The 19,568-nt window shown below is 64.0% G+C and carries 16 protein-coding genes and 1 pseudogene; 12 read left to right on the forward strand and 5 right to left on the reverse strand.

Annotation, left to right across the window (positions count from 1 at the left end):
* Nucleotides 1–237 precede the first annotated feature (237 nt).
* Nucleotides 238–1,275: a LacI family DNA-binding transcriptional regulator gene (locus B552_RS0118510; protein ID WP_026035797.1), complete on the forward strand. Its 1,038-nt coding sequence runs from the start codon at nucleotides 238–240 to the stop codon at nucleotides 1,273–1,275.
* Between the two features lie 125 nt (nucleotides 1,276–1,400).
* Here B552_RS0118510 and B552_RS0118515 read toward each other — a convergent pair whose 3' ends face one another.
* A complete protein-coding gene (locus tag B552_RS0118515; RefSeq protein WP_019450545.1) occupies nucleotides 1,401–2,570 on the reverse strand; it encodes a porin in 1,170 nt (389 codons plus the stop codon).
* A 392-nt stretch (nucleotides 2,571–2,962) separates the two neighbouring features.
* Nucleotides 2,963–3,658 (reverse strand): TetR/AcrR family transcriptional regulator, encoded by a 696-nt coding sequence (locus B552_RS0118520; protein ID WP_019450546.1) that lies wholly within the window; start codon nucleotides 3,656–3,658, stop codon nucleotides 2,963–2,965.
* 139 nt (nucleotides 3,659–3,797) lie between these two features.
* On the opposite strand from B552_RS0118520, the gene B552_RS0118525 reads away from it, so the two are divergent.
* From B552_RS0118525 to B552_RS0118560, 8 genes are all read left to right on the forward strand, one after another.
* Nucleotides 3,798–5,030 carry an acyl-CoA dehydrogenase family protein gene (locus B552_RS0118525; RefSeq protein WP_019450547.1) on the forward strand — a complete coding sequence of 411 codons (1,233 nt, stop codon included), beginning with the start codon at nucleotides 3,798–3,800 and terminating at the stop codon, nucleotides 5,028–5,030.
* An 18-nt stretch (nucleotides 5,031–5,048) separates the two neighbouring features.
* Nucleotides 5,049–5,552, forward strand: coding sequence for a flavin reductase family protein (locus B552_RS0118530; protein WP_157160292.1), 504 nt, complete (start codon nucleotides 5,049–5,051; stop codon nucleotides 5,550–5,552).
* Nucleotides 5,553–5,632: 80 nt separating this feature from the next.
* Complete coding sequence (locus B552_RS27695; protein WP_019450549.1) at nucleotides 5,633–6,955, forward strand: MFS transporter; 1,323 nt, start codon at nucleotides 5,633–5,635, stop codon at nucleotides 6,953–6,955.
* Between the two features lie 15 nt (nucleotides 6,956–6,970).
* Nucleotides 6,971–7,579: a nuclear transport factor 2 family protein gene (locus B552_RS27700; protein ID WP_019450550.1), complete on the forward strand. Its 609-nt coding sequence runs from the start codon at nucleotides 6,971–6,973 to the stop codon at nucleotides 7,577–7,579.
* A 31-nt stretch (nucleotides 7,580–7,610) separates the two neighbouring features.
* Nucleotides 7,611–8,450 carry a fumarylacetoacetate hydrolase family protein gene (locus B552_RS0118545; protein ID WP_019450551.1) on the forward strand — a complete coding sequence of 280 codons (840 nt, stop codon included), beginning with the start codon at nucleotides 7,611–7,613 and terminating at the stop codon, nucleotides 8,448–8,450.
* A gap of 14 nt (nucleotides 8,451–8,464) precedes the next feature.
* Nucleotides 8,465–9,385 (forward strand): VOC family protein, encoded by a 921-nt coding sequence (locus tag B552_RS0118550; protein WP_019450552.1) that lies wholly within the window; start codon nucleotides 8,465–8,467, stop codon nucleotides 9,383–9,385.
* A gap of 3 nt (nucleotides 9,386–9,388) precedes the next feature.
* Complete coding sequence (locus B552_RS0118555; RefSeq protein WP_019450553.1) at nucleotides 9,389–9,835, forward strand: nuclear transport factor 2 family protein; 447 nt, start codon at nucleotides 9,389–9,391, stop codon at nucleotides 9,833–9,835.
* 59 nt (nucleotides 9,836–9,894) lie between these two features.
* Nucleotides 9,895–10,827, forward strand: coding sequence for a 3-keto-5-aminohexanoate cleavage protein (locus B552_RS0118560; RefSeq protein ID WP_019450554.1), 933 nt, complete (start codon nucleotides 9,895–9,897; stop codon nucleotides 10,825–10,827).
* Between the two features lie 69 nt (nucleotides 10,828–10,896).
* Here the strand turns inward: B552_RS0118560 and B552_RS0118565 are convergent, their stop codons facing one another.
* The 3 genes from B552_RS0118565 to B552_RS0118575 form a co-directional block, all read right to left on the reverse strand.
* Complete coding sequence (locus B552_RS0118565; protein ID WP_157160293.1) at nucleotides 10,897–12,039, reverse strand: amidohydrolase family protein; 1,143 nt, start codon at nucleotides 12,037–12,039, stop codon at nucleotides 10,897–10,899.
* Between the two features lie 335 nt (nucleotides 12,040–12,374).
* Nucleotides 12,375–13,730: an MFS transporter gene (locus B552_RS0118570; protein WP_019450556.1), complete on the reverse strand. Its 1,356-nt coding sequence runs from the start codon at nucleotides 13,728–13,730 to the stop codon at nucleotides 12,375–12,377.
* Nucleotides 13,731–13,819: 89 nt separating this feature from the next.
* Nucleotides 13,820–14,875, reverse strand: coding sequence for a 3-keto-5-aminohexanoate cleavage protein (locus tag B552_RS0118575; RefSeq protein WP_019450557.1), 1,056 nt, complete (start codon nucleotides 14,873–14,875; stop codon nucleotides 13,820–13,822).
* A 597-nt stretch (nucleotides 14,876–15,472) separates the two neighbouring features.
* On the opposite strand from B552_RS0118575, the gene B552_RS0118580 reads away from it, so the two are divergent.
* From B552_RS0118580 to B552_RS0118590, 3 genes and pseudogenes are all read left to right on the forward strand, one after another.
* A complete protein-coding gene (locus B552_RS0118580) occupies nucleotides 15,473–16,477 on the forward strand; it encodes a YeiH family protein (RefSeq protein ID WP_026035801.1) in 1,005 nt (334 codons plus the stop codon).
* Between the two features lie 256 nt (nucleotides 16,478–16,733).
* A pseudogene (locus tag B552_RS27710) lies at nucleotides 16,734–17,873 on the forward strand (2-isopropylmalate synthase); the annotation flags it as partial.
* A gap of 120 nt (nucleotides 17,874–17,993) precedes the next feature.
* Nucleotides 17,994–19,088 (forward strand): branched-chain amino acid aminotransferase, encoded by a 1,095-nt coding sequence (locus B552_RS0118590; RefSeq protein WP_026035802.1) that lies wholly within the window; start codon nucleotides 17,994–17,996, stop codon nucleotides 19,086–19,088.
* Nucleotides 19,089–19,568 lie beyond the last annotated feature (480 nt).

The following is a 19,568-nucleotide window of genomic DNA, read 5'->3' on the forward strand; positions in this document are numbered from 1 at the left end:
GATGGTCTCCTGTTTCGACGTCTGTTCGTATGTATGGCTGCAGCGCTTCGTTGCGCGCCTTCTGGCGCCGAATCGAGGCGACGGAACAAGTCCGGCTTGCGTATCTCGTGGGAGCCATTATGAGATGATTGCGCTATCATTCAAGCGCAATTGATTGCGCAATCATCATGGTTTACCCTTTCCAATATTTCCGGCGATGCTGGGCGGACGTCCGGTTTGAAAGAGTGAGGAACGACGATGGTCAGGAAAGCGAGGAGTGGGACACGGGGCGGTGCGAACGGCGACAGCGGCAACGTGACGTTGATCGATGTAGCCCGCGTAGCGGGTGTAGCGCCCATGACCGTGTCGCGAGCCCTGAATCGCCCGGAACTAGTGCGCCAGGCGACGCAGAAGAAGGTGCTCGACGCCGTACGTGCCACAGGCTACGTGCCGAACATGCTGGCTGGAGGACTCGCCAGCAGCCGCAGCCGGCTGGTCGCCTTGTTGCTGCCGACGATCGCCAGTTCGATATTTGCCGACACGGTACAGGCATTGATGGATGAGTTAACCGATGCCGGCTACCAGACGCTAATTGGCCTGACCGGCTACTCGGTCAGCCGCGAAGAGGCGCTCGTCGAGGCGCTGCTCGGCCGGCGCCCCGATGCGATCGTGCTGGCTGGCACCGACCACTCCGCGGCAACCGTTGCGCGACTGGAGCAGGCGCGCATTCCCGTCGTGGAGATCTGGGACCTTACCGACAGGCCAATCGACATGGTTGTTGGCTTCTCCCACGAACAGGTGGGGCAGGCCGTAGCACGACACCTGATGAGGAAGGGCTACCGGCGCTTCGCGGCGGTCTCGGTAGACGATCCGCGCGGCCTGCGGCGCTGCAAGAGCCTGCGTGCCGAACTTGCTGCCAACGGCCTGCTGGAATGCCCGCTTGAGGTACTTCCCGCGCCGGCCACGCTGGCTGCAGGTCGGCAAGGATTGGCAAAGCTGCTGGAGACGTTGAGGCCGGAAGTCGTCGTCTGCAGTTCCGACACGCTGGCAGAGGGGGCATTGATGGAGGCTGCAAGCCGCGATCTGCGCGTGCCGGAGGACCTCGCTGTCATGGGCTTTGGCGATTTGAGCATGGCGGCCCAACTGCATCCTGCACTGTCCACAGTCAAGGTAGGCGGTGCCGAGATAGGACGGCGGACGGCGCAGGCCTTGCTGGCGCGATTCGAGCCGGGAGCGAACGATACGCCAGTACGCATTGACACTGGCTTTACCATCATCGATCGGGATAGCGCTTAATCTCGCGTCGCATAGACATAGACGCCATCCGGACTCGCAAATCCCTTCACCTTAACGGGGTTCCCGCCAGCCCCAGCGGTGGCGGCCGCGCCGTGAGGATCGCGGCCCTTGCTACCTGGTGGCGATCAGAAGATATGGCGAATCCCTACCGCGGTGCCGAACATCGAGTTCTTGCCATTGCCCAGCACCAGGCTGTTGCCTAGTGCGAGCGTGTTTGCGTAGGTGGTCAGGCCGGAATCCATCATCAGGCCTGCATTCTTCGAGTAGGCCGTCGACAGGTAGAGCTCGGTCCGTTTCGAGAGGTTGTAGCTGGCCAGCAGCAGGATCTGCCACGGATTGGGCAGGGTGGTGTTGCCGAAGACGCTGTGAAGGTTGTCGTAGGTGTATTCAACCGTGACAGAGAACGCGGTCTGGAACTGGTAGTTCACGCCAAGCCAGTAGTAGTCGTCGCGCTGGATGTCGCCGCCCGCCGGGCCCTTGCTCTGTCCCCACCGATAGCCGCCCATTACGCTGGTGGCACCGACCGAATAGCTGCCGCCCACCGCGGCCTTGCGGAAGGTGCCGCTGCTGGTGCCAATGGTGGGATTGACCTGGTCATACGCCGCTACGAGACCGAACGTTTCGCCGTTGTACGCCACCGCTGCGCCGTATGCACTGTCGCGCCGGGCGCTGCCCGGAACCTCGCCATTGCCACCCAGCGCGAAGCCTGTGCTGCCAACCTGTGGCAGGACCGTGCCGTTGCCAAACGAGTAGTGGGCGAGTGTGGTGATGGCGCCGAACTGTCCGGTGTACTTGACCATGTTGTCTTCCCGAAACGCAGCGCCAGATTGCAGCGCGGCCGGCTCGTAGCCGCCGTACTTGGTGGGCGAGAAGTTCGCCAGCGCCTCGAACATCGACGTGTACTGACGGCCAAGGGAGAACTGGCCGACGCTGGCGCTCGTCAGGCCGACGTACGCCTGTCGCCCGAACAGACGCCCGCTCTGCTGCTGCGTGCCGGTGTCGAGATTGAAGCCGCTCTCGAGCACGAACACCGAACCCCAGCCGCCGCCAAGGTCTTCCTTGCCGCGCAGGCCCCATCGGGAACCGGCACGGTGGCCCGATGTCAGCCGCGTAACGCTGTGTGCGGGGCCAGGGTTGAACCCATTGGCGGCCGTGGGGACGTTGCCAAGGTTGTTCACGTACTCGATACCCATGTCCGCGACACCGTACACGGTCACGCTCGATTGGGCGGAAGCGACGCCGGTCCCGCAAAGGGACAGCGCAGCCAATGTGGTGCCTGCGATGGTGGTCTTCATGTTGTCTCCTCGTTTCTGGTTTTGTCTTCGCGCGATGCTCGTCGCGCAAAAACGGCGCGCAGCAAGAATCAACGGTGTGTCTATTCTTATGACGCGGGAGACACGGAACAAGATAGGGATTGCGCAGCGTTGGGCGTACACACTCGTCACCGTGACGTTCCGTCATTGGTGCGTTGGGCGCAGAGGAAATGGCCCGCATCCCGGGCTGGGCAGGCTTGGAGGGTGCCGCCGCCGGGGCTAAGGTCGCGGCGGACAAGCAGCGCCTGCGGGCGCTACCGTTGACACTTGTGCATGCCGAGCCGGGGACATTCCCTGACTGGCCGATTTGCAGTGCGTTCCTACAATGCAGGCAGAGACGAAGGCGACGGCGAAAGCTTGATGCACATACTCGTTCAGGCGCCGACGCGCCAGGTCTGGCGCACGCTTTCCGGCAGCCCGGCCACGAGTTCGCGCGACGTTTCGGTTGCCTTCAGTGCACGGCGCTTCTCCACCGCCAGGCCACGCAGCGTGATGCGGATCGCGCTATCGATGTATTGCGCGGGGTATTTCGTGCGCTTGAGCAGGATGGTGCGGATTCCTTCGACCGTAGCGCCCATCACGGAATCGACTGCGGCTTGCAGGTTGTCGAACTCCATGACGCCATCCAGCGCGCCGTCACGGAGGTCCTTCATGAGATAGGTAAGCAGAACGGACTCCTGTGCCACCAGTTCCGCACGCAGCACGAAGGCGGCCCAGCGATGATCGGTCAATGCCCGTGTCAGGAACAGACGCAGGCCGGTGCTGACCCGATTCACGGGGTCCGTCACCGCGTCGTAGATCGGCAGCATGTCCTGTGTCATCTGGTCAGTCACTTCACGGCCCACCGCAATCAGCGCCTCATCGAGCGAGGCGAAGTGCTTGTAGAACGTGCCGCGCGAGATTTCGGCCTCGCGTGCGACATCCTCGATCGATGTGGAGATCTTCGACGGGTCTGAGTACAGGTCCATGATCGCGCGCAGGATGCGGGCGCGCATGACCTCGCGCTTCTTGCGCGCGGTGACGGAGCGGTGGTCTTCGCGTTCGGTAGGAATGAAGGTGAGCGGGGGCACTTGGTTGACCTCTCGGATCGGTGCAGTGACGAATGTTCATGCCGAAGCGGCCGAAAACCCTATCTTGCCTGATTTCATGCAATTCCTACAATAACGAAAACGTCATTCTTAGCAACGACCAGACAACAAGGAGACCCTGATGACGCTGGCTGCCGTTACCGATATCCGATCCACCCACGCATCCGACGACGCCACCATCCGCGCCGACCTGTTGCGTCGCGCAGCGGCGATGGTGCCCGCGCTGCGTGCCCGCGCCCCTGAAGTCGATGCGATGGCCCGCCTGCCCGAATCGACCATCGCAGAGCTGGATGATGCAGGCGTCCTCGACATGATGGTGCCGCGCGACGCGGGCGGCCTGCAGGTGTCCCTGCGCACCTACATGGAGGTGGTCAGCGAGATTGGCCGTGGCGACGGCTCGGCCGCCTGGGCCTGCGCGCTGATCAACGTCTGCAACTGGATGGCCGCCGCATGCCTGCCAGACGCGGCACGCGACGAAGTGTTCGCATCGGGCGGCAAGGTGCGCACCGCCGGCGTGCTGTCGCCGCGCAAGGCCGTGGTAAAGCGCGTGGCGGGCGGCTACCTGGTGGAAGAGGGCATGTGGGGCTTCAACAGCGGTGTCTATCACGCCCAGTGGGATTTGCTGGGCATTCCGCTGGTCGATGAGGCCGGCAATGTGGTGGACCAGGGCATGGCGCTGATTCCTACCTCGGACGTCGAGTTCCTTAATGACTGGGACACCATCGCGTTGCGCGGCAGCGGCAGTACCACGGTGACCGTGAAGAACAAGTTCGTGCCCGATTCGCGCATCACGCGGCTGTCGGCAATCCTCGCGGGCGACTACGTCTCGCGCTTCGGTAACGACCAGGCGCTGTACCGCATGGCCTTCATGCCGGTGGCGGCGATCATCCTCACGTTCCCGGCGCTTGGCATCGCGCGCGCCGCGCAGGAAATGTTCCTGGAGAAGCTGCCGGGCCGTGGCATCCAGTACACGTGGTACGAGAAGCAGTCGGAGGCTGCCGTCACGCACCTGCAGGTGGGTGAGGCCTCGGCCATGATCGATGCGGCCCGCCTGGTGGTCGAGCGCTGCGTCGACGAGATCGACTCCCACGCCAGGGCCGGCACCATCCCCGACGCGCTGACTCGCGCCCGCATCCGCCGGGACACCGGCTACGCCAGCAAGACGATGTGGGACGCGGTGGACATCCTCGCCAGTGCCTCGGGCGGCTCGCTGGCCGGCGCCCGCAACCCGTTCAACCGCGTGTGGCGCGATGCGCGGGTGGCGAACCTGCACGGCATCGTCTGCACCACCACCAACCTGGAACTGTACGGCCGCATGCTGTGCGGCCAGGTGCCGAACACACCGCTGGTCTGAGGGCAGGAGGGCATGGCCATGAGCATCGATTGCAACGATTCCGCCCGCTTCCGCCGCGTAATGGGCAAGTTCGCCACTGGCGTGACCGTGGTGACCTGGCTGCGTGATGGCGAGCTGGCGGGCATGACGGCCAACGCGTTCATGTCGGTATCGCTGGAGCCCCAGCTCGTGCTGGTGTCGGCGCGGAACGCGTCGCGCTTCTGCGCATCGGTCGCGGCCGGCGACACGTTCGGCATCAACTTCCTGGGCGAGCACCAGCAGGACCTGAGCGCGCACTTCGGCGGCAAGGCCTGTGAAGGGCTGGGTGCGATGGCGATGCACGGTTCCGGTACGCCTTACCTGCCGGAGAGTCTCGCGCACCTGATCGTGCGCGTGGCCGACATCCATCCGGCTGGCGATCACCGGCTCTACGTCGCCGAGGTCATGGCGCTCGAAGAGAACGACCACCACGCGGCCAGCCCGCTGCTGTACTACGGTGGGCGCTACGGACGGTTGGCCGATCCCCAGGCCTGCCGCGCGTAGCCCCATGGCCCGGCAGTCGCCGGACCACCCCATTCGACAGCCACCGCGACAAAGACGGTGGCGGAAACGAGGAGACAAGCATGATCCATAGAAAGGAGGCGCGCACGCTCGGCCTGGCCGCGCTCGGCGCGATGCTCGAGTACTACGACTTCGTCATCTTCCTGTTCGTCGCCGCGGCGATCAGCGAGGCATTCTTCCCGCCCGGCGTATCGGCATGGGTCCGCCAGATGCAGACGCTCGGCATCTTCGCGGTCGGCTACCTGGTGCGGCCCGTGGCGGGTATCGTGCTGGCGCACTTCGCCGATCTGTTCGGCCGCAAGCGGATGTTCATCTTTCTGATGATCCTGATGGCGGTGCCGACTTTTCTTATCGGTGTGCTGCCGACCTACGAGCAGGTGGGTGTACTGGCACCGCTGGCCCTGCTGGTGCTGCGGGCCCTGCAGGGGTGCGCGGTCGGCGGCGAGTTTCCGGGTGCGGCGGTGTTCGTGTCGGAGCACGCCACGCCGACCCGCCTGGGTACGGCGAGCGGCACGATGCATGGCATCGTGCTGGCGGGCCTGCTGCTGGGTACCGGCGCCGCCGCCACGTCGACGTATATCGCCAGCGCTACCGGCGTGCCGTCGCTGGCGTGGCGGCTGCCGTTTATCGTCGGTGGTCTGTTCGGCTTGACCGCGTCCTACCTGCGCCGGCAACTGGAGGAATCGCCGCTGTACGCGGGCATCCAGCAGTCGCGCCAGCTGGCGAAATCCACGCCCATCCGGATCGTGCTGACGCAGCATGCCGACGCCTGCCTGTTCGGCCTGGCACTTGGCTTCACCATGGCGATCGGCACGGTGGTGTTCTTCCAGTACATGCCGATGCTGCTGGCCACGCAATACGGCGTGCCGCGCCAGGCCGCGCTGCAAGCCAACATGTGGGGGTCGTTCGCACTGTGCCTGTCGATGCCGTTCTGGGGGCGACTCAGTGACGCGATCGGTTGGGCCCGCTCGCTCGGCGTGGGTGCCGTAGCGATGCTGGTGGCGTCGGTCGGCTTCTTCCAGTGGCTGCCGGCCGTGCTGGCCGGGCAGGGCGCGCTCCCGCTGCTGTTCGCTTTGCCGGGTGTGGCACTCGGCGCGGTGGTGGCGCTGGTGCCGGGACTGGTGTCGGCGTTGTTCCCCACCCATGTGCGTCAAAGCGGCTATGCGGTGCCGTACAACGTTGGGGCGGCACTGTTCGGTGGCCTGACGCCGCTGGTGCTGGCCTGGATGGTGCGCGCCTACGGGCCCGAGTCGGCGATGGTCCTGCTGATCGTCACAGCGGTCGTGACGGCGGTGCTGGCCTTCAAGGTGCGCGGCATGCGTTTGTATCTGGGCGTCGCCGAACCGCAAGCCCAGGCCGTGGCCACCGCACGCAAAGCCAGCTGAGCGAAAGGAGCCGCTATGCAAGAGAGACTGCAAGCCATGCTCGACAAGGCCGAGATCGCCGAAGTCGTGCAGGCCGAGCGCGCCGCGCGCGACCAGGCGCAATGGGTGCGAATGCTGGAGACATACCACGCCGACGCGGTGGTCGATCTGTCGTGGTTCCATGGCAGCGGGCGGGAGTTCGTGGCGGCTTCCAGGCGCCTGTTCGAGGCGGGCCGGCACTCTGCCCACCAGATGGGGCCGACGCTGGTGACGCTGCGCGACGACCGTGCTCTGGCACACACACCGTGCGCCGTGACAGCGCGCATGCATCTCGATGGCGTCGAAGTCGAAGTCACCGCGCATTCACGGCTGCATGAACGCGTGGAACGGCGCGACGGTGTCTGGCGTATCGCGCATATGGGCATCGTCTACCTGCGGGACGCACTGGCGGTGCTCAACCCGTCGGAGCGCGTGGTGCTCGATGCCGGACAGCTGGCCGCCTACCGACCGAGCTATCGCTTCCTGTCCTACCTGCTGGCGCATGTCGGCCAGCGGCCTCGACCTGACCTGCCCGGGATCGACCAGCCCGAAACCGTCCAGCCGCTACTGGACCGCGACGACGCCTGGCTGGCCGGTGCCGGCTGATTTTCCGAACCTTCACAAGAGAGAAATACCCATGCGATACCTGCGCTTCATCCTCGATGGCAAGAAACAGACCGGCGTGCGCGACGGCGACAAGATCCGTGTGCTTGGCGCCACGCCGCTCGAAACGCTGCTGGCCAGTGGCGTGGATCTGGAAACCTTTGCCGACGGCATCCCTGGCGGCGCGCTCGTCACCGATGCCGACGTGACGTTCCTGCCTGTGCTCGAACATCCGCCCAAGCTGCTTTGCGTGGGCCTGAACTACGCCGACCACACGCGCGAAAGCAAGCTCGAACAGCCGAAGTACCCGACCATCTTCCCGCGCTACGACACCAGCCTGACCGGTCATGGCCAGCCGATCGTGCGTCCACGCGTGTCTGATTCGCTGGACTTTGAAGGCGAGTTCGCCGTGATCCTCAAGTCTGGCGGCCGCCATATCCTCAAGGCGGACGCGCTGCAACATGTTGCGGGCTATGCGCTGTTCAACGACGGATCGGTCCGTGAATACCAGTTCCTGGCGCCGCAGTGGACGATGGGCAAGAACTTCGATGACACCGGTGCCTTTGGCCCCGAGTTCGTCACGGCCAGCGAAGTGCCGCCCGGTGCGAAGGGCCTGACGCTGGAAACGCGACTGAATGGCGAGGTCGTGCAGTCGGCCAGCACCGATACGCTGATCTTCGACGTCGCAACGTTGATCTCGACGCTCAGCGAAGCGCTGACCCTGGAAGCCGGCGACGTCATCGTGACCGGCACACCGAGCGGGGTGGGCTGGGCGCGCGAACCGAAGCTCATCATGCGGCCCGGAGACGTCTGCGAAGTCAGCCTGACCGGCTTTGCCACGCTGCGCAACCCGATTGCCGACGAAGCCGCCTGAACGGGAGACGAACCATGAGCAACAACCATCAAGCAGCCGTGCATTCGATCGGCCACTACGCATTGATCGTGCCGAACCTTGAAGAGGCCCGCCATTTCCATGCGTCGTTCGGACTGTCCCTCGTGGACCACGGCGACCGCCTGGACGCGATGACCGCCGACGAGCAGGTCTGGGCGCGATTCTTTCCAGGCGAGCGCCGCGAACTGGCGTATCTGAGCTTCCATTGCTACGAAGCCGACTATGAAGCAATCCGCGGTCAGGTGGAGGCCGCCGGTGCGCGGTTTGCCGACAATGCGCCGTATGCCTCCGGTACTGGCATCTGGTTCCATGACCCCGATGGCAACCTGATCCAGGTCCGCGTAGGCGTGAAGACGAGTCCATCCGCCAAGCCGTCGCTGGAAAGCGTGCATGTTGGCGCCGACGCGCGCGGCGCGCTGTTCCGACATCAGGTAACTACCGTTCGGCCGCGCCGGTTGTCCCATGTGGCGCTGTTCACTGCGGACCTGCCGCGTGCGCTTGACTTCTACCATCGCGCGCTGGGCCTGCGCCTGTCGGACCGCTCGGGCGACATGGTCGCGTTCACGCATGCGCCGCACGGCAGCGATCACCACCTGGTGGCGTTTGCGGCGAGTCCTGCCAAAGGCTGGCATCACGCGTCATGGGACGTGGCAAGCATCGACCAGGTCGGGCAGGGTGCCGCGCAGATGGCTGCAGCGGGCTACGCCGAAGGATGGGGCACGGGCCGCCACGTGCTTGGCTCCAACTACTTCCACTATGTGCGCGACCCGTGGGGCTCGTTCTGCGAGTACTCCGCCGACATGGACTACATCTCGGCCGGCTCGACCTGGCCCGCCGGCGACCACGCCCCGGAGGACTCGATGCACCAGTGGGGCCCGGCCGTCCCGCCGTGGTTCGTCCATAACACGGAGGCCTGAGCGATGGCGCGTACCGTCGTGGACGCGGCGACGTGGGCTGCAGTCCAGTCGCTCGCGGCCGATTACTGGCGGCGCGTCGACGGCCTTTGCACCGCCCCCGTCGATGCGCTGTTTATCGAGGCCGGCTGGATGGACTACGGCGCCGTCCGCTGCGAAGGCCGCGCGCAGATCAGGAAGTTCTACACGGACCGTGCTGCGCGGGAAGCCGAAGCCCGCAGCACCACGCGCCACCTGTTCTCGAACCTGCTGATTGTGCCGATCGAAAGCGGCCGCCTGCGCGTCAGCTCGACGGTCCATGTGCTGGCCGGCCAGGGCGACTGGCCGCTACCGGCGCACGTGCCGACGGTGGTTGGCGATTTCGACGACGTGGTCGTCGAAAGCGAACCGGGCGTGTGGCGCTATGAGGGCCGACGCGCCCGGATCGTGTTCGCCGCTGGGACGGCTCGCTGACTGCGGTCGGCACTCGATATCTCTTCCGCAATTTTTCCGATTTCACCGGAGACAATCCCATGTCGACCTCCAACAAGGTCATCATCACCTGCGCCATTACGGGCTCGATCCATACCCCGTCGATGTCGCCCTACCTGCCGGTCACGCCTGCGCAGATTGCCGATTCGGCCGTCGGTGCCGCCGATGCCGGTGCCGCCATCGTTCACCTGCACGCTCGCGACCCGAAGACCGGCATCCCGAGTCAGGACCCTGCGTTGTTTGGCGAGTTTCTCGGCGCGATCCGGGACAAGTCCGACGTGGTCATCAATCTCACCACGGGCGGCGCGCCAACCATGTCGATCGAGGAGCGATTGGCACCCGTGGCGCACTTCAAGCCCGAGGTGGCTTCACTGAACATGGGCTCGATGAACTTTGGCCTGTACGAGATGCTGGGGCGCTACAAGGAATTCCGCCACGACTGGGAGCGGCCGTACCTGGAAGCCAGCGACGACCGCATCTTCCGCAATACCTTCCGCGATATCGCACACATCCTCGAAGCCTGCAACGCCAACCAGACGCGCTTCGAGATCGAGTGCTATGACATTGGCCATCTCTACACCGCCGCGCACTTCCTGGACCGTGGGTTGCTGAAGGCGCCGCTGTTCATCCAGTCGGTGTTCGGCATTCGGGGCGGCATCGGCGCTCACCCGGAAGACATCGCCCATATGAAGCGCACTGCCGATCGGCTGTTCGGTAAGGACTACGTGTGGTCGGTGCTCGGCGCAGGGGCTCAGCAGTCGCGGGTGGTGACGCAGGGGTTGTTGATGGGCGGTAACGTGCGGGTGGGCCTGGAAGACAACCTGTGGCTTTCGCGCGGGAAGCTGGCGACCAGCAATGCCGAGCAGGTTGCGAGCATCCGCAGGACCGTCGAACAGCTTGGCTACTCGGTGGCCACGCCGGACGAGGCACGGGCGATGCTGGGGCTGAAAGGCAAGGACAACGTGGAATTCTGAGCGCGGGACGTTGTCCCCCGGGGCTGGTAAAAAGGGACGCCGTGCGTCCTTTTTTACCCTGTGCGCTGATCAGGCCTGGGCGAGGCGTGGAAACAGCGCAAGCGCGTTATCGCGCATGAAGGCGCCGCGCAGGTTCGGCGGGATATGGGGCGAGCCGTCCAGCACGGCAGCCAGGTCGGCGGCGACGGGGGCAGGCGTGAACGGATAGTCGCTGCCATAGAGCACACGCGTCGGGTCGGCCACCTGCAGCAGCGCGCTCAGCGCCACCGGCTCGGGAGCGCCGGCCAGGTCGTAATAGAGCTTGCGGATCGCCGCGTCGACACCGGCCCGGTTGCGACCGAGCTTCAGCAACGTACCGATGGCACCTACGCGCGCGGTCAGCACCGGCACGGCGGCCCCCGCGTGCGGCACGATGATCTTCACGTCGGGATACTTCTCCAGCGTGCCGCTCAGGATCAGGTTGAACACTGCACGCGTGGTGTCGAAGATGAACTCGATCATCGGGTAGGGGTAGCCGAGCGGGGGGAGCACCGCGGACTCCTGGCCCTGGCAGCAGGGGCAGTACGGATCGGTCGGATGGATGAAGACGGTGGCCTTGCGCCGGTTCAGTTCGGCGAACACGGGATCGAGGCGCGCATCGCCCAGATAGATGCCGTGGTAGTTGGACTCCATCACCACACCATCGGCGTGCAGCGTATCGAAGGCATGGGCCAGTTCGGCCAGCGAGCCGGCGACATCGGGCAGCGGCAGCGCGGCAAACAGCCCGAAGCGGCCCGGATGCGCGCGTACCGCCTTGGCCCCTTCATCGTTGCAGTGGCGAGCCAGGCGGCGTGCGGCGGCATCGTCACCAAAATGCAGGCCGGGTGCCGAGATGGACAGCATGGCGGTGGCAATGCCGAGGCTGTCCATCATGCCGACGTGCCCGGCGGCGCTCCACGGGGGAATGGCCGGCATGCCAGATGGTTTGCTGTGGCCGGCGGCTTCGAGCGCGGCACGGTATTCGGGAGGAATGTAGTGCGCGTGGACGTCGATGCGCCCCATTGCACCCGTTGCCACAGTGTTTGGCTCGGCCGCCGAGGCTGGCGATGCAGCCACGCCGAGTCCGCCGATGGCGGAGGCCGTGAGGCCGACGACACCGGCCAGCGCCTGGCGTCGGCCCGTACTGATGGCGTGGCAACTATCCGTGCTCCGTCCTGATCCTGCTTGCAACATGTTCGTGTGTCTCCGCTATCGGTTCTGGAATAGATGTGCCGTCGATTCTATGAGTTGCGCGGGGGGTGACCAAGATAGGGAATGCGCACCGTTCGGCGTAGACAGGTGTGCACCGGCGCTCAGTCCGCTCCGAACTGCCCGGCCGTCGACCCCTGTGCCCCACGCAAGTCGACGATGAACCAATAAAAAGAGCCAAGCCCCTTGGCAGAAAGGGCTTGGCTCTACAGTCACACCGGACGCCGGAGCGTTCAGACAAGGGACGTCATCGTTCTTTTTCGATGTGCATGCACGGGCGCTGAAGCATCTTCCTTGTCCATTGAGGATCGGGAAGGCGGTCAGGCAGGGGCGAGTTCCGAGGCACGCTCACCTTCGCTCTGCTTCTCCGCGCGACCCAGGTCCCGCTGGTAGTTGCGCCCCGCCAGGACGAACAATGTGGCAGCGGCAAGCGAGACCAGCGGTACTACCTGCAGTGCCCCCAGCAGCCCGACGCGATCGGCGAGCACGCCGGTCAGGAACGGCGCCGGCGCGGCACCCAGCAGATTATTGGCCAGAGTCAGCGTAGCCAGCGCGGTCGAGTGAATGGCCGGTCGCACCAGGTTGGCGACCATGGCGCCGGCAGGCCCCCAGGTGCCGGCTGCCACCAGCACGCCACCACCGATCAGCAGCAGTTGCGCAGTGCCTGGGGCGAGGCGCAGGGCCACCGTCAGCAACACACACGACAGCAGACAATAGGCAATGGCGAGCTTCACCTTTCGCCCCGGCGCCTTGCGGCCGACCCAGTCGGTCAGCATTCCGCACAGGGTCATGCCCACGCCGCTGACGATCAGCAGCACCGCTGCGGCCAGCGCGGACTTGTCCGGCGCCATGCTGTAGTAGCGATTCAGGTAGCTCGGCATCCAGGCCACGAAGGCGAATACCGTGAACAGTTGCAGGCCGCTGCCCAGGTAGGCGAACACCAGCGACGGCGTCCCGAACACGGCGCGCAGCGTGGCGGGCAGCGGCAGATTGCCGCGGCTCGTATCATTCGCATTTGCCGCAGCCAAAGCTCCGGCATGGGTACGCCGGGCCAGCCTGCCCTCGGTCACGATCAGGCCGTAGCAAACCGCCACCACCAGGCCGAACACGGCCATGGCGACAAAGGCCGCACGCCAGCCGAAGTGGGTTGCCACTACGCCGCCCAGTGCCATGCCGAGCACGGCGCCGAACATGCCGCCGGAGGTGAAGGCGCCAGTCAGGGTGGCGCGCATCGAAGCCGGGAAGGCGCTCAGGATTACCGCCAGGCCCACGCTGCCGTAGGCGGCTTCACCCACGCCGACGAAGAAACGTGCCGTCAGCATGTGTCCGTAGCTGGCGGCAAGCCCGCACGCCAGCGTGCTTGCGCTCCACAGCAGCGCCATGACGGCGAGGCTTTTCACGCGGCCCCAACGGTCTGCCAGCAGCGAGAACGGCAGGGACAGCAGGCCCACCATCAGCGCCACGACCCCGCTCAGCGCGCCAAGCTTGGCATCGGTCAGTCCCCACTCCAGCTTCAGTTGGGGGAAAACAGCATTCAGCACCTGCCGCGACATGTAGTCGGACATCAGCAGTGCAAAGATGAGGGCGAATACCACCCACGCATAGAAGGCGGAGCGCCCTTTCGGGGCGGTGTGATCCGCCAGCGCGCTGGCGGTCTCGGGTAATGTCTGTCTCATGTTTTCGTTCTCATGCGATCTGGTGCCGCGTTGGAGGTCCGCCTGGCAAACGCGGCAGGTGTGCCAGGCGGCGTGTAACAGTAGGGGTGTCAGACGGCGCGCAGCGGCAGGTTCTTCTCGCCCGACTTGCGATTCGGGGCCATGCCGTGTGCGGCAAGCGTTTCCTCGACGCTGTCGTACCACGTGCCGATGCGGTAGATCTGGCGCGCTTCCTTGCCCGAGGCGATCTCGCGGCCCAGTTCCTTCGCTACGCGCACGCACTGCTCGATCTGCTGGACCGAAGTCATGCGGTTGCCGTGCTGGTCGATGATCGTGTCCTCGATGCCGCAGCGCGGGTGCAGACCCATCGCCATGGCCATCGTGTTGAACGGCAGCACGTTCTTCAGCAGCGATTCGGCGGTCAGCGTGCAACCGTCCGGAGCGCGGTGGATGAAGTTGAAGAAGTTGAACGGGTTGGGGCCGTCAAAGCCGCCGCCAATGCCGATCCACGTCAGGTTCAGCGGACCCTTGTACTTGCCGGCGCGCACCATGCGCTCCAGCGTTTCCATTGCGTGGATGCCGGTGAGCTGGAAGTGCGGCTGGATGCCCGCGTTGCTGAGGCGGCGCAGGTGCTCTTCGACCCAGCCCGGGCCGGCCGGCACGGTCATCTCACGGTAGGCTTCGACGTAGGCCGGGTGAGCCAGCGACGTACCCGCGGTGTACTCGGGGTACAGCAACTCCATGATGTTCATCTGGGTGGTGTTGATGGCCACCGTCACCTGGTCGGGCTTCGGGTCCAGATCGGCCAGCATGTGGCGGGTGTCGTCCGACAGCCACTTGGCGGCCTGGCCGTCATCTTCCGGTGCAAAGGAGATCGAGCCGCCCACCTGGATGATCATGTCGGGCACCGCGGCGCGCACGCCGGCGATCAGCTCGTTGAACTTCGACAGGCGCTTGGAGCCCTTGCCGTCCAGTTCACGCACATGCAGGTGCAGCACGGTGGCGCCGGCGTTGTAGCAATCCACAGCCTTCTGCACCTGCTCTTCCATGGTCACCGGAATGTCTTCCGGGAAGTCGGCCGGCATCCACTCGGGGCCGTAGGGGGCCACAGTGATGACTACCTTGTCCTGGTTCTCGGGGTGCAGCGAATCGTCGAGGAATTGCATCTCTTACTCCTTGCAAAGGTACAGCGAAATCAAATCGGTGTCGGGTGTACCTAAGGTAGGCGCGGAGGAGCCGTACGGCTTTGCTCCGGTTCCCTTCCGCTTGACAGTTCATGCAAGAGGGCTGTTGCATGAACTGTCAAGCTGAAGGAAGACGATGCAAAGCAGTACATGGCCGTGCTGCCTACCTTGGTTGAAGAACGGCGCCGAACCGTCACGGCTCGCGCGACGAACTTTCAACCCTTGTGAGGTACTGCCATGTTCGGCTCGTTAGCTGTTGCCCTTTGGCTTGTTTGCTCCGTCGCGGTCGGCCAGATTGCGAGGGCGCTGGGGCGCTCCGGTGTTGTCTGGACTCTCTTCTCGATGATCTGCAGCCCGTCGTTTGGCCTGATTGTCGTGGCCGTTCTTGACAAGAAAGAGCCCGTGCCGAGCCCGCACACGCGCACCAGATTCCTGCATTGCACAGGATGGCTCAAATACATCATGGCGCGAACACGCTCAGTGCCGGCTAGTTGCCCGCAAGGGTGACGGCCGTCGTCCCCAATCAAACGCCGCTGCGTAACCGCTATGCGGTGAGGTTAAATTACTCCAGAGCGCAAAATGCCAGAAACTGTCCGTGACTCAGGCCAGCGGCCCACCCTGCGGTCCACGCTGCCAGGGATCCTCCTCGTCGTCGCCATCGCTTTGCCGGCAACGCTGCTCGGCAAGCTGGTTCCCCTGCTCGGTGGGGCCGTAATGGGCATGCTGCTGGGACTCCTGTGCCGCGCCCTCATCAAACCGGGGGTGCAATACAAGCAGGGCATCCAGTTCGCTTCAAAGCAGTTGTTGCAATACTCGATTGTGGGGTTGGGCTTCAGTCTGCCGCTGCACGAGGTCGTCCGTACCGGGCTGACGTCGCTGCCCATCTCGCTGGTCACGCTGGCCGTGGCCTTCGTCGTTGCCGTTGTCGTTGGCCGACTGCTGCGAATCCCCGAGAAACTCAAGATCCTGATCGGCGCTGGCACGGCCATTTGTGGCGGCTCGGCGATCGCGGCCATCTCGCCCGTTCTGCAACCGGACGATCACGACATGACGTACGCGCTGTCGACCATCTTCATGTTCAATGTCGTGGCGGTCATCATCTTCCCCATCCTTGGGAAGCTCTTCGGCATGTCCGATGTCGGATTCGGCATGTGGGCCGGCACTGCGATCAACGACACGTCTTCCGTCGTGGCAGCCGGCTACGCCTGGAGTTCGGCCGCAGGGGAGTACGCGACAATCGTCAAGCTGACGCGCGCCATGATGATCATACCGGTCACGCTGGTCATCGCGCTGGTCTGCCAGCGCAACCAGCCTGGCGGCTCGATGCGCCGCGTGATTCCCTGGTTCATCGTCCTCTTTGTCCTGGCATCGGCCGTCAACGAATGGCTGCCGTCCGGCCTGACGAATGCGATCCGCATGCTGGCTCCCTTTCTTGTCGTCGGTGCCCTGACTGGCATAGGCCTGAGCACCGACATCGGCAGGCTGAGGCGCGCAGGCGCGCGGCCCTTGCTGCTCGGCCTGATCGTATGGGTAAGCGTCGCCGTTAGCAGCCTGGTCATGCAGCACGTGGCCGGTCTGGTCTGAAATCGCGGAAGCTGTCTGACACTACAGCCAGCCATCAGCGCCGGAACTGACAATACGGAAGCGTTCCTCGGGCGATGGCTGCCGACACAGCGCCTGATGGTCGCCGTCCGGATCGCGGGTTGATACTGAGTTCATCGACGACATCGATCGCTATAATCGCGGACGTCGGGTTGCTGCGATCCAGCATTCCGGCAGGCAGGAAGGGTTACCACCCGTTCCCTGATTAGTGCAGTGGCCGTTCCCACAGGAGACAGGCTTGACAGACAAACTCATCATTTTCGACACTACCCTCCGCGATGGAGAGCAATCGCCCGGTGCGTCGATGACAAGAGAAGAGAAACTCCGCATTGCCAGGCAGCTTGAGCGCATGCGGGTTGACGTAATCGAAGCGGGATTTGCGGCAAGCTCGGAAGGCGATTTCGAGGCAATTCGCGCAATCGCTGGCGAAGTAAGAGAGAGCATTGTGTGCTCGCTTGCACGCGCAGGCGAGCGTGACATCTTACGCGCGGCCGAGGCCTTGAGGCCGGCCAGCCGCTTCCGTATCCACACCTTTATCGCGACATCGGCGCTGCATATGGAAAAAAAGCTGCGCATGTCACCAGATCAAGTGTACGAACAGGCGCGTCGCGCGGTGCGATTGGCGCGCTCCTTCACCGATGACGTAGAGTTCTCGGCAGAAGATGGCAGCCGCTCCGGGCTGGACTTCCTTTGTCGCGTGCTGGAAGGTGTCATTGACGAAGGCGCCACTACCATCAACGTACCCGATACGGTGGGCTACGCTATTCCGGACGGCTACGCCGAGCTGATCCGATCGCTCCGTGAGCGAATTCCAAATTCAGACAAGGCCGTGTTCTCCGTCCACTGTCACGACGATCTCGGTCTGGCGGTGGCAAACTCGCTGGCCGCAGTCAAATTGGGCGGCGCGAGGCAGATCGAATGTGCCATCAACGGCCTTGGCGAGCGAGCGGGGAACACGGCGCTCGAAGAGGTCGTCATGGCAGTCAAGACAAGGCGCGATTTCTTCGGGCTCGATGTGAACGTCGACACGACCCAGATTGTCGCAGCCTCGAAACTCGTCTCGGAGATCACTGGCTTTGCGGTGCAGCCCAACAAGGCGGTAGTAGGTGCTAACGCATTCGCTCATGCCTCGGGCATTCACCAGGACGGTGTGCTCAAGGCGCGCGATACCTATGAAATCATGCGTGCAGAAGACGTCGGCTGGAGCGCGAACAAGATCGTGCTCGGTAAACTGTCCGGTCGAAACGCGTTCAAGCAGCGTCTGCGAGAATTGGCGATCATGATTGACGACGAAGCCGAGCTGAATGCCGCATTCGTGCGCTTCAAGGCACTTGCGGATCGCGAAGCCATAGTGTCCGACGAAGCACTAATCGCCCTGGCCAAGGAAAGCGAGGGTATGGGCACCAATCATTCGCATTTTTGATTGCACTTGTGAGCCTTCCGTGGCGTTATGGACGCCACGGAAGGCCGGCCACTTTATCAAACGTTAAAAATGACCATGAATACTGAGACTCCAATCGAGTTCGTTGTATCGTCCAGCACCACTCCTACGCCAAGGGACCAGATAGAAGCAAGCATTGTCAACCCGGCGTTTGGTCGCGTCTTCACCGATCACATGGCTACGCTGCGCTGGAGCAACACCGAGGGATGGCACGACGCAAAGGTGGAGGCTCGCCGGCCGTTTCAGATCGACCCCTCCTGCGCCGTGCTGCACTACGCGCAGGAAATTTTTGAGGGTATGAAGGCCTACCGCGGTGAGAACGGCTCGATTTCCCTATTCCGACCCTTCGAGAATGCAAAGCGGTTCCGCGCCTCGGCAGCACGCATGGCCATGGCCGACCTTCCCGAAGAGGTCTTCGTCAAGGCGGTAGAGGCTCTCGTGAAGGTTGACAGGGACTGGGTTCCCGGAGGCGATGGCAGCCTGTACCTCCGCCCATTCATGTTCGCATCCGAGAGTTTCCTTGGTGTGCGAGCGTCGAATGAGTACGTGTTTTGCGTTATCGCTTGCCCCGTGGGCCCTTACTTCAAGGCAGGCAAGACTGCGGTCACCGTCTGGGTGTCCGATCAATACACTCGCGCTGCGCCGGGTGGAACGGGCGCGGCCAAGTGTGGCGGCAACTACGCAGCGAGCCTGATTGCCCAAACCGAAGCCGCTGCCCAGGGTTGCGATCAGGTGGTTTTCCTCGATGCTGCCGAGCATAGGTGGATCGAGGAGATGGGCGGCATGAACCTCTTCTTCGTCATGGATGACGGCTCGTTGTTGACGCCGCCTTTGTCCGGAACGATCTTGCCGGGCATCACGCGGGCTTCAATCATCGAACTGGCGAAGCGCGAGGGCATCGTCGTGAACGAAGCACCATACGCGTTTGACGCATGGCGCGCAGACGCCGCCAGCGGTCGTGTCAGGGAGGTATTCGCTTGCGGGACTGCTGCCGTGGTGACCGCAGTTGGTCAAGTCCGTCATGCGGCTGGTGAATTCTCGATCGGCAACGGGGACGAGGGGGAGGTGACGCGTCGTATCCGCGTGCAATTGACGGGGATTCAGCGCGGCAAGGTCGCCGACCCTCTTGGATGGGTGCATACCATCAGCTAAGACTGCGGTTTCCGGGCACGCCTTGCTTGTTTAGGGCCTGCCCGGGGCACCGGAACCCAACCGGTGCGATTGGCCGGGCGGTCACCGAAGTCCGTGTGGTGGTGACTGCCTGGGTTCAGCAGTCAGTAGTTCGACTTCGCCTGGAGACGCGCCAGCCAGACATAGAAGCCGTTTCCGCGTTGATTTCGCACTGCAACAGCTGCAGCCTTATAGCGATTCCGAAGCTCCATTTAGGTCACAAATCGGCTGACGTACTCGACTACGCGGATCAACTGCGCACAGGTACTCTCCGAGCATAGAATCTCGTGATCAGGATGCGAGCCAGGCATTCAGGGAACGCAGCGTTTCCTCACTCAGTTCTCCCGCGGCGGCGGCGAGCCGCAGACGGCCAAGCAGGTAATCCAGGCGTGCCTGAACCAGGTCGAGCTCAGCGGCGAATACGCGCTGCTGCGCGTCGAGCACGTCGGGTTCTGTACGGGT

Origin of the sequence: Cupriavidus sp. BIS7 (genome assembly GCF_000292345.1) — a bacterium.
Classification (GTDB): domain Bacteria; phylum Pseudomonadota; class Gammaproteobacteria; order Burkholderiales; family Burkholderiaceae; genus Cupriavidus.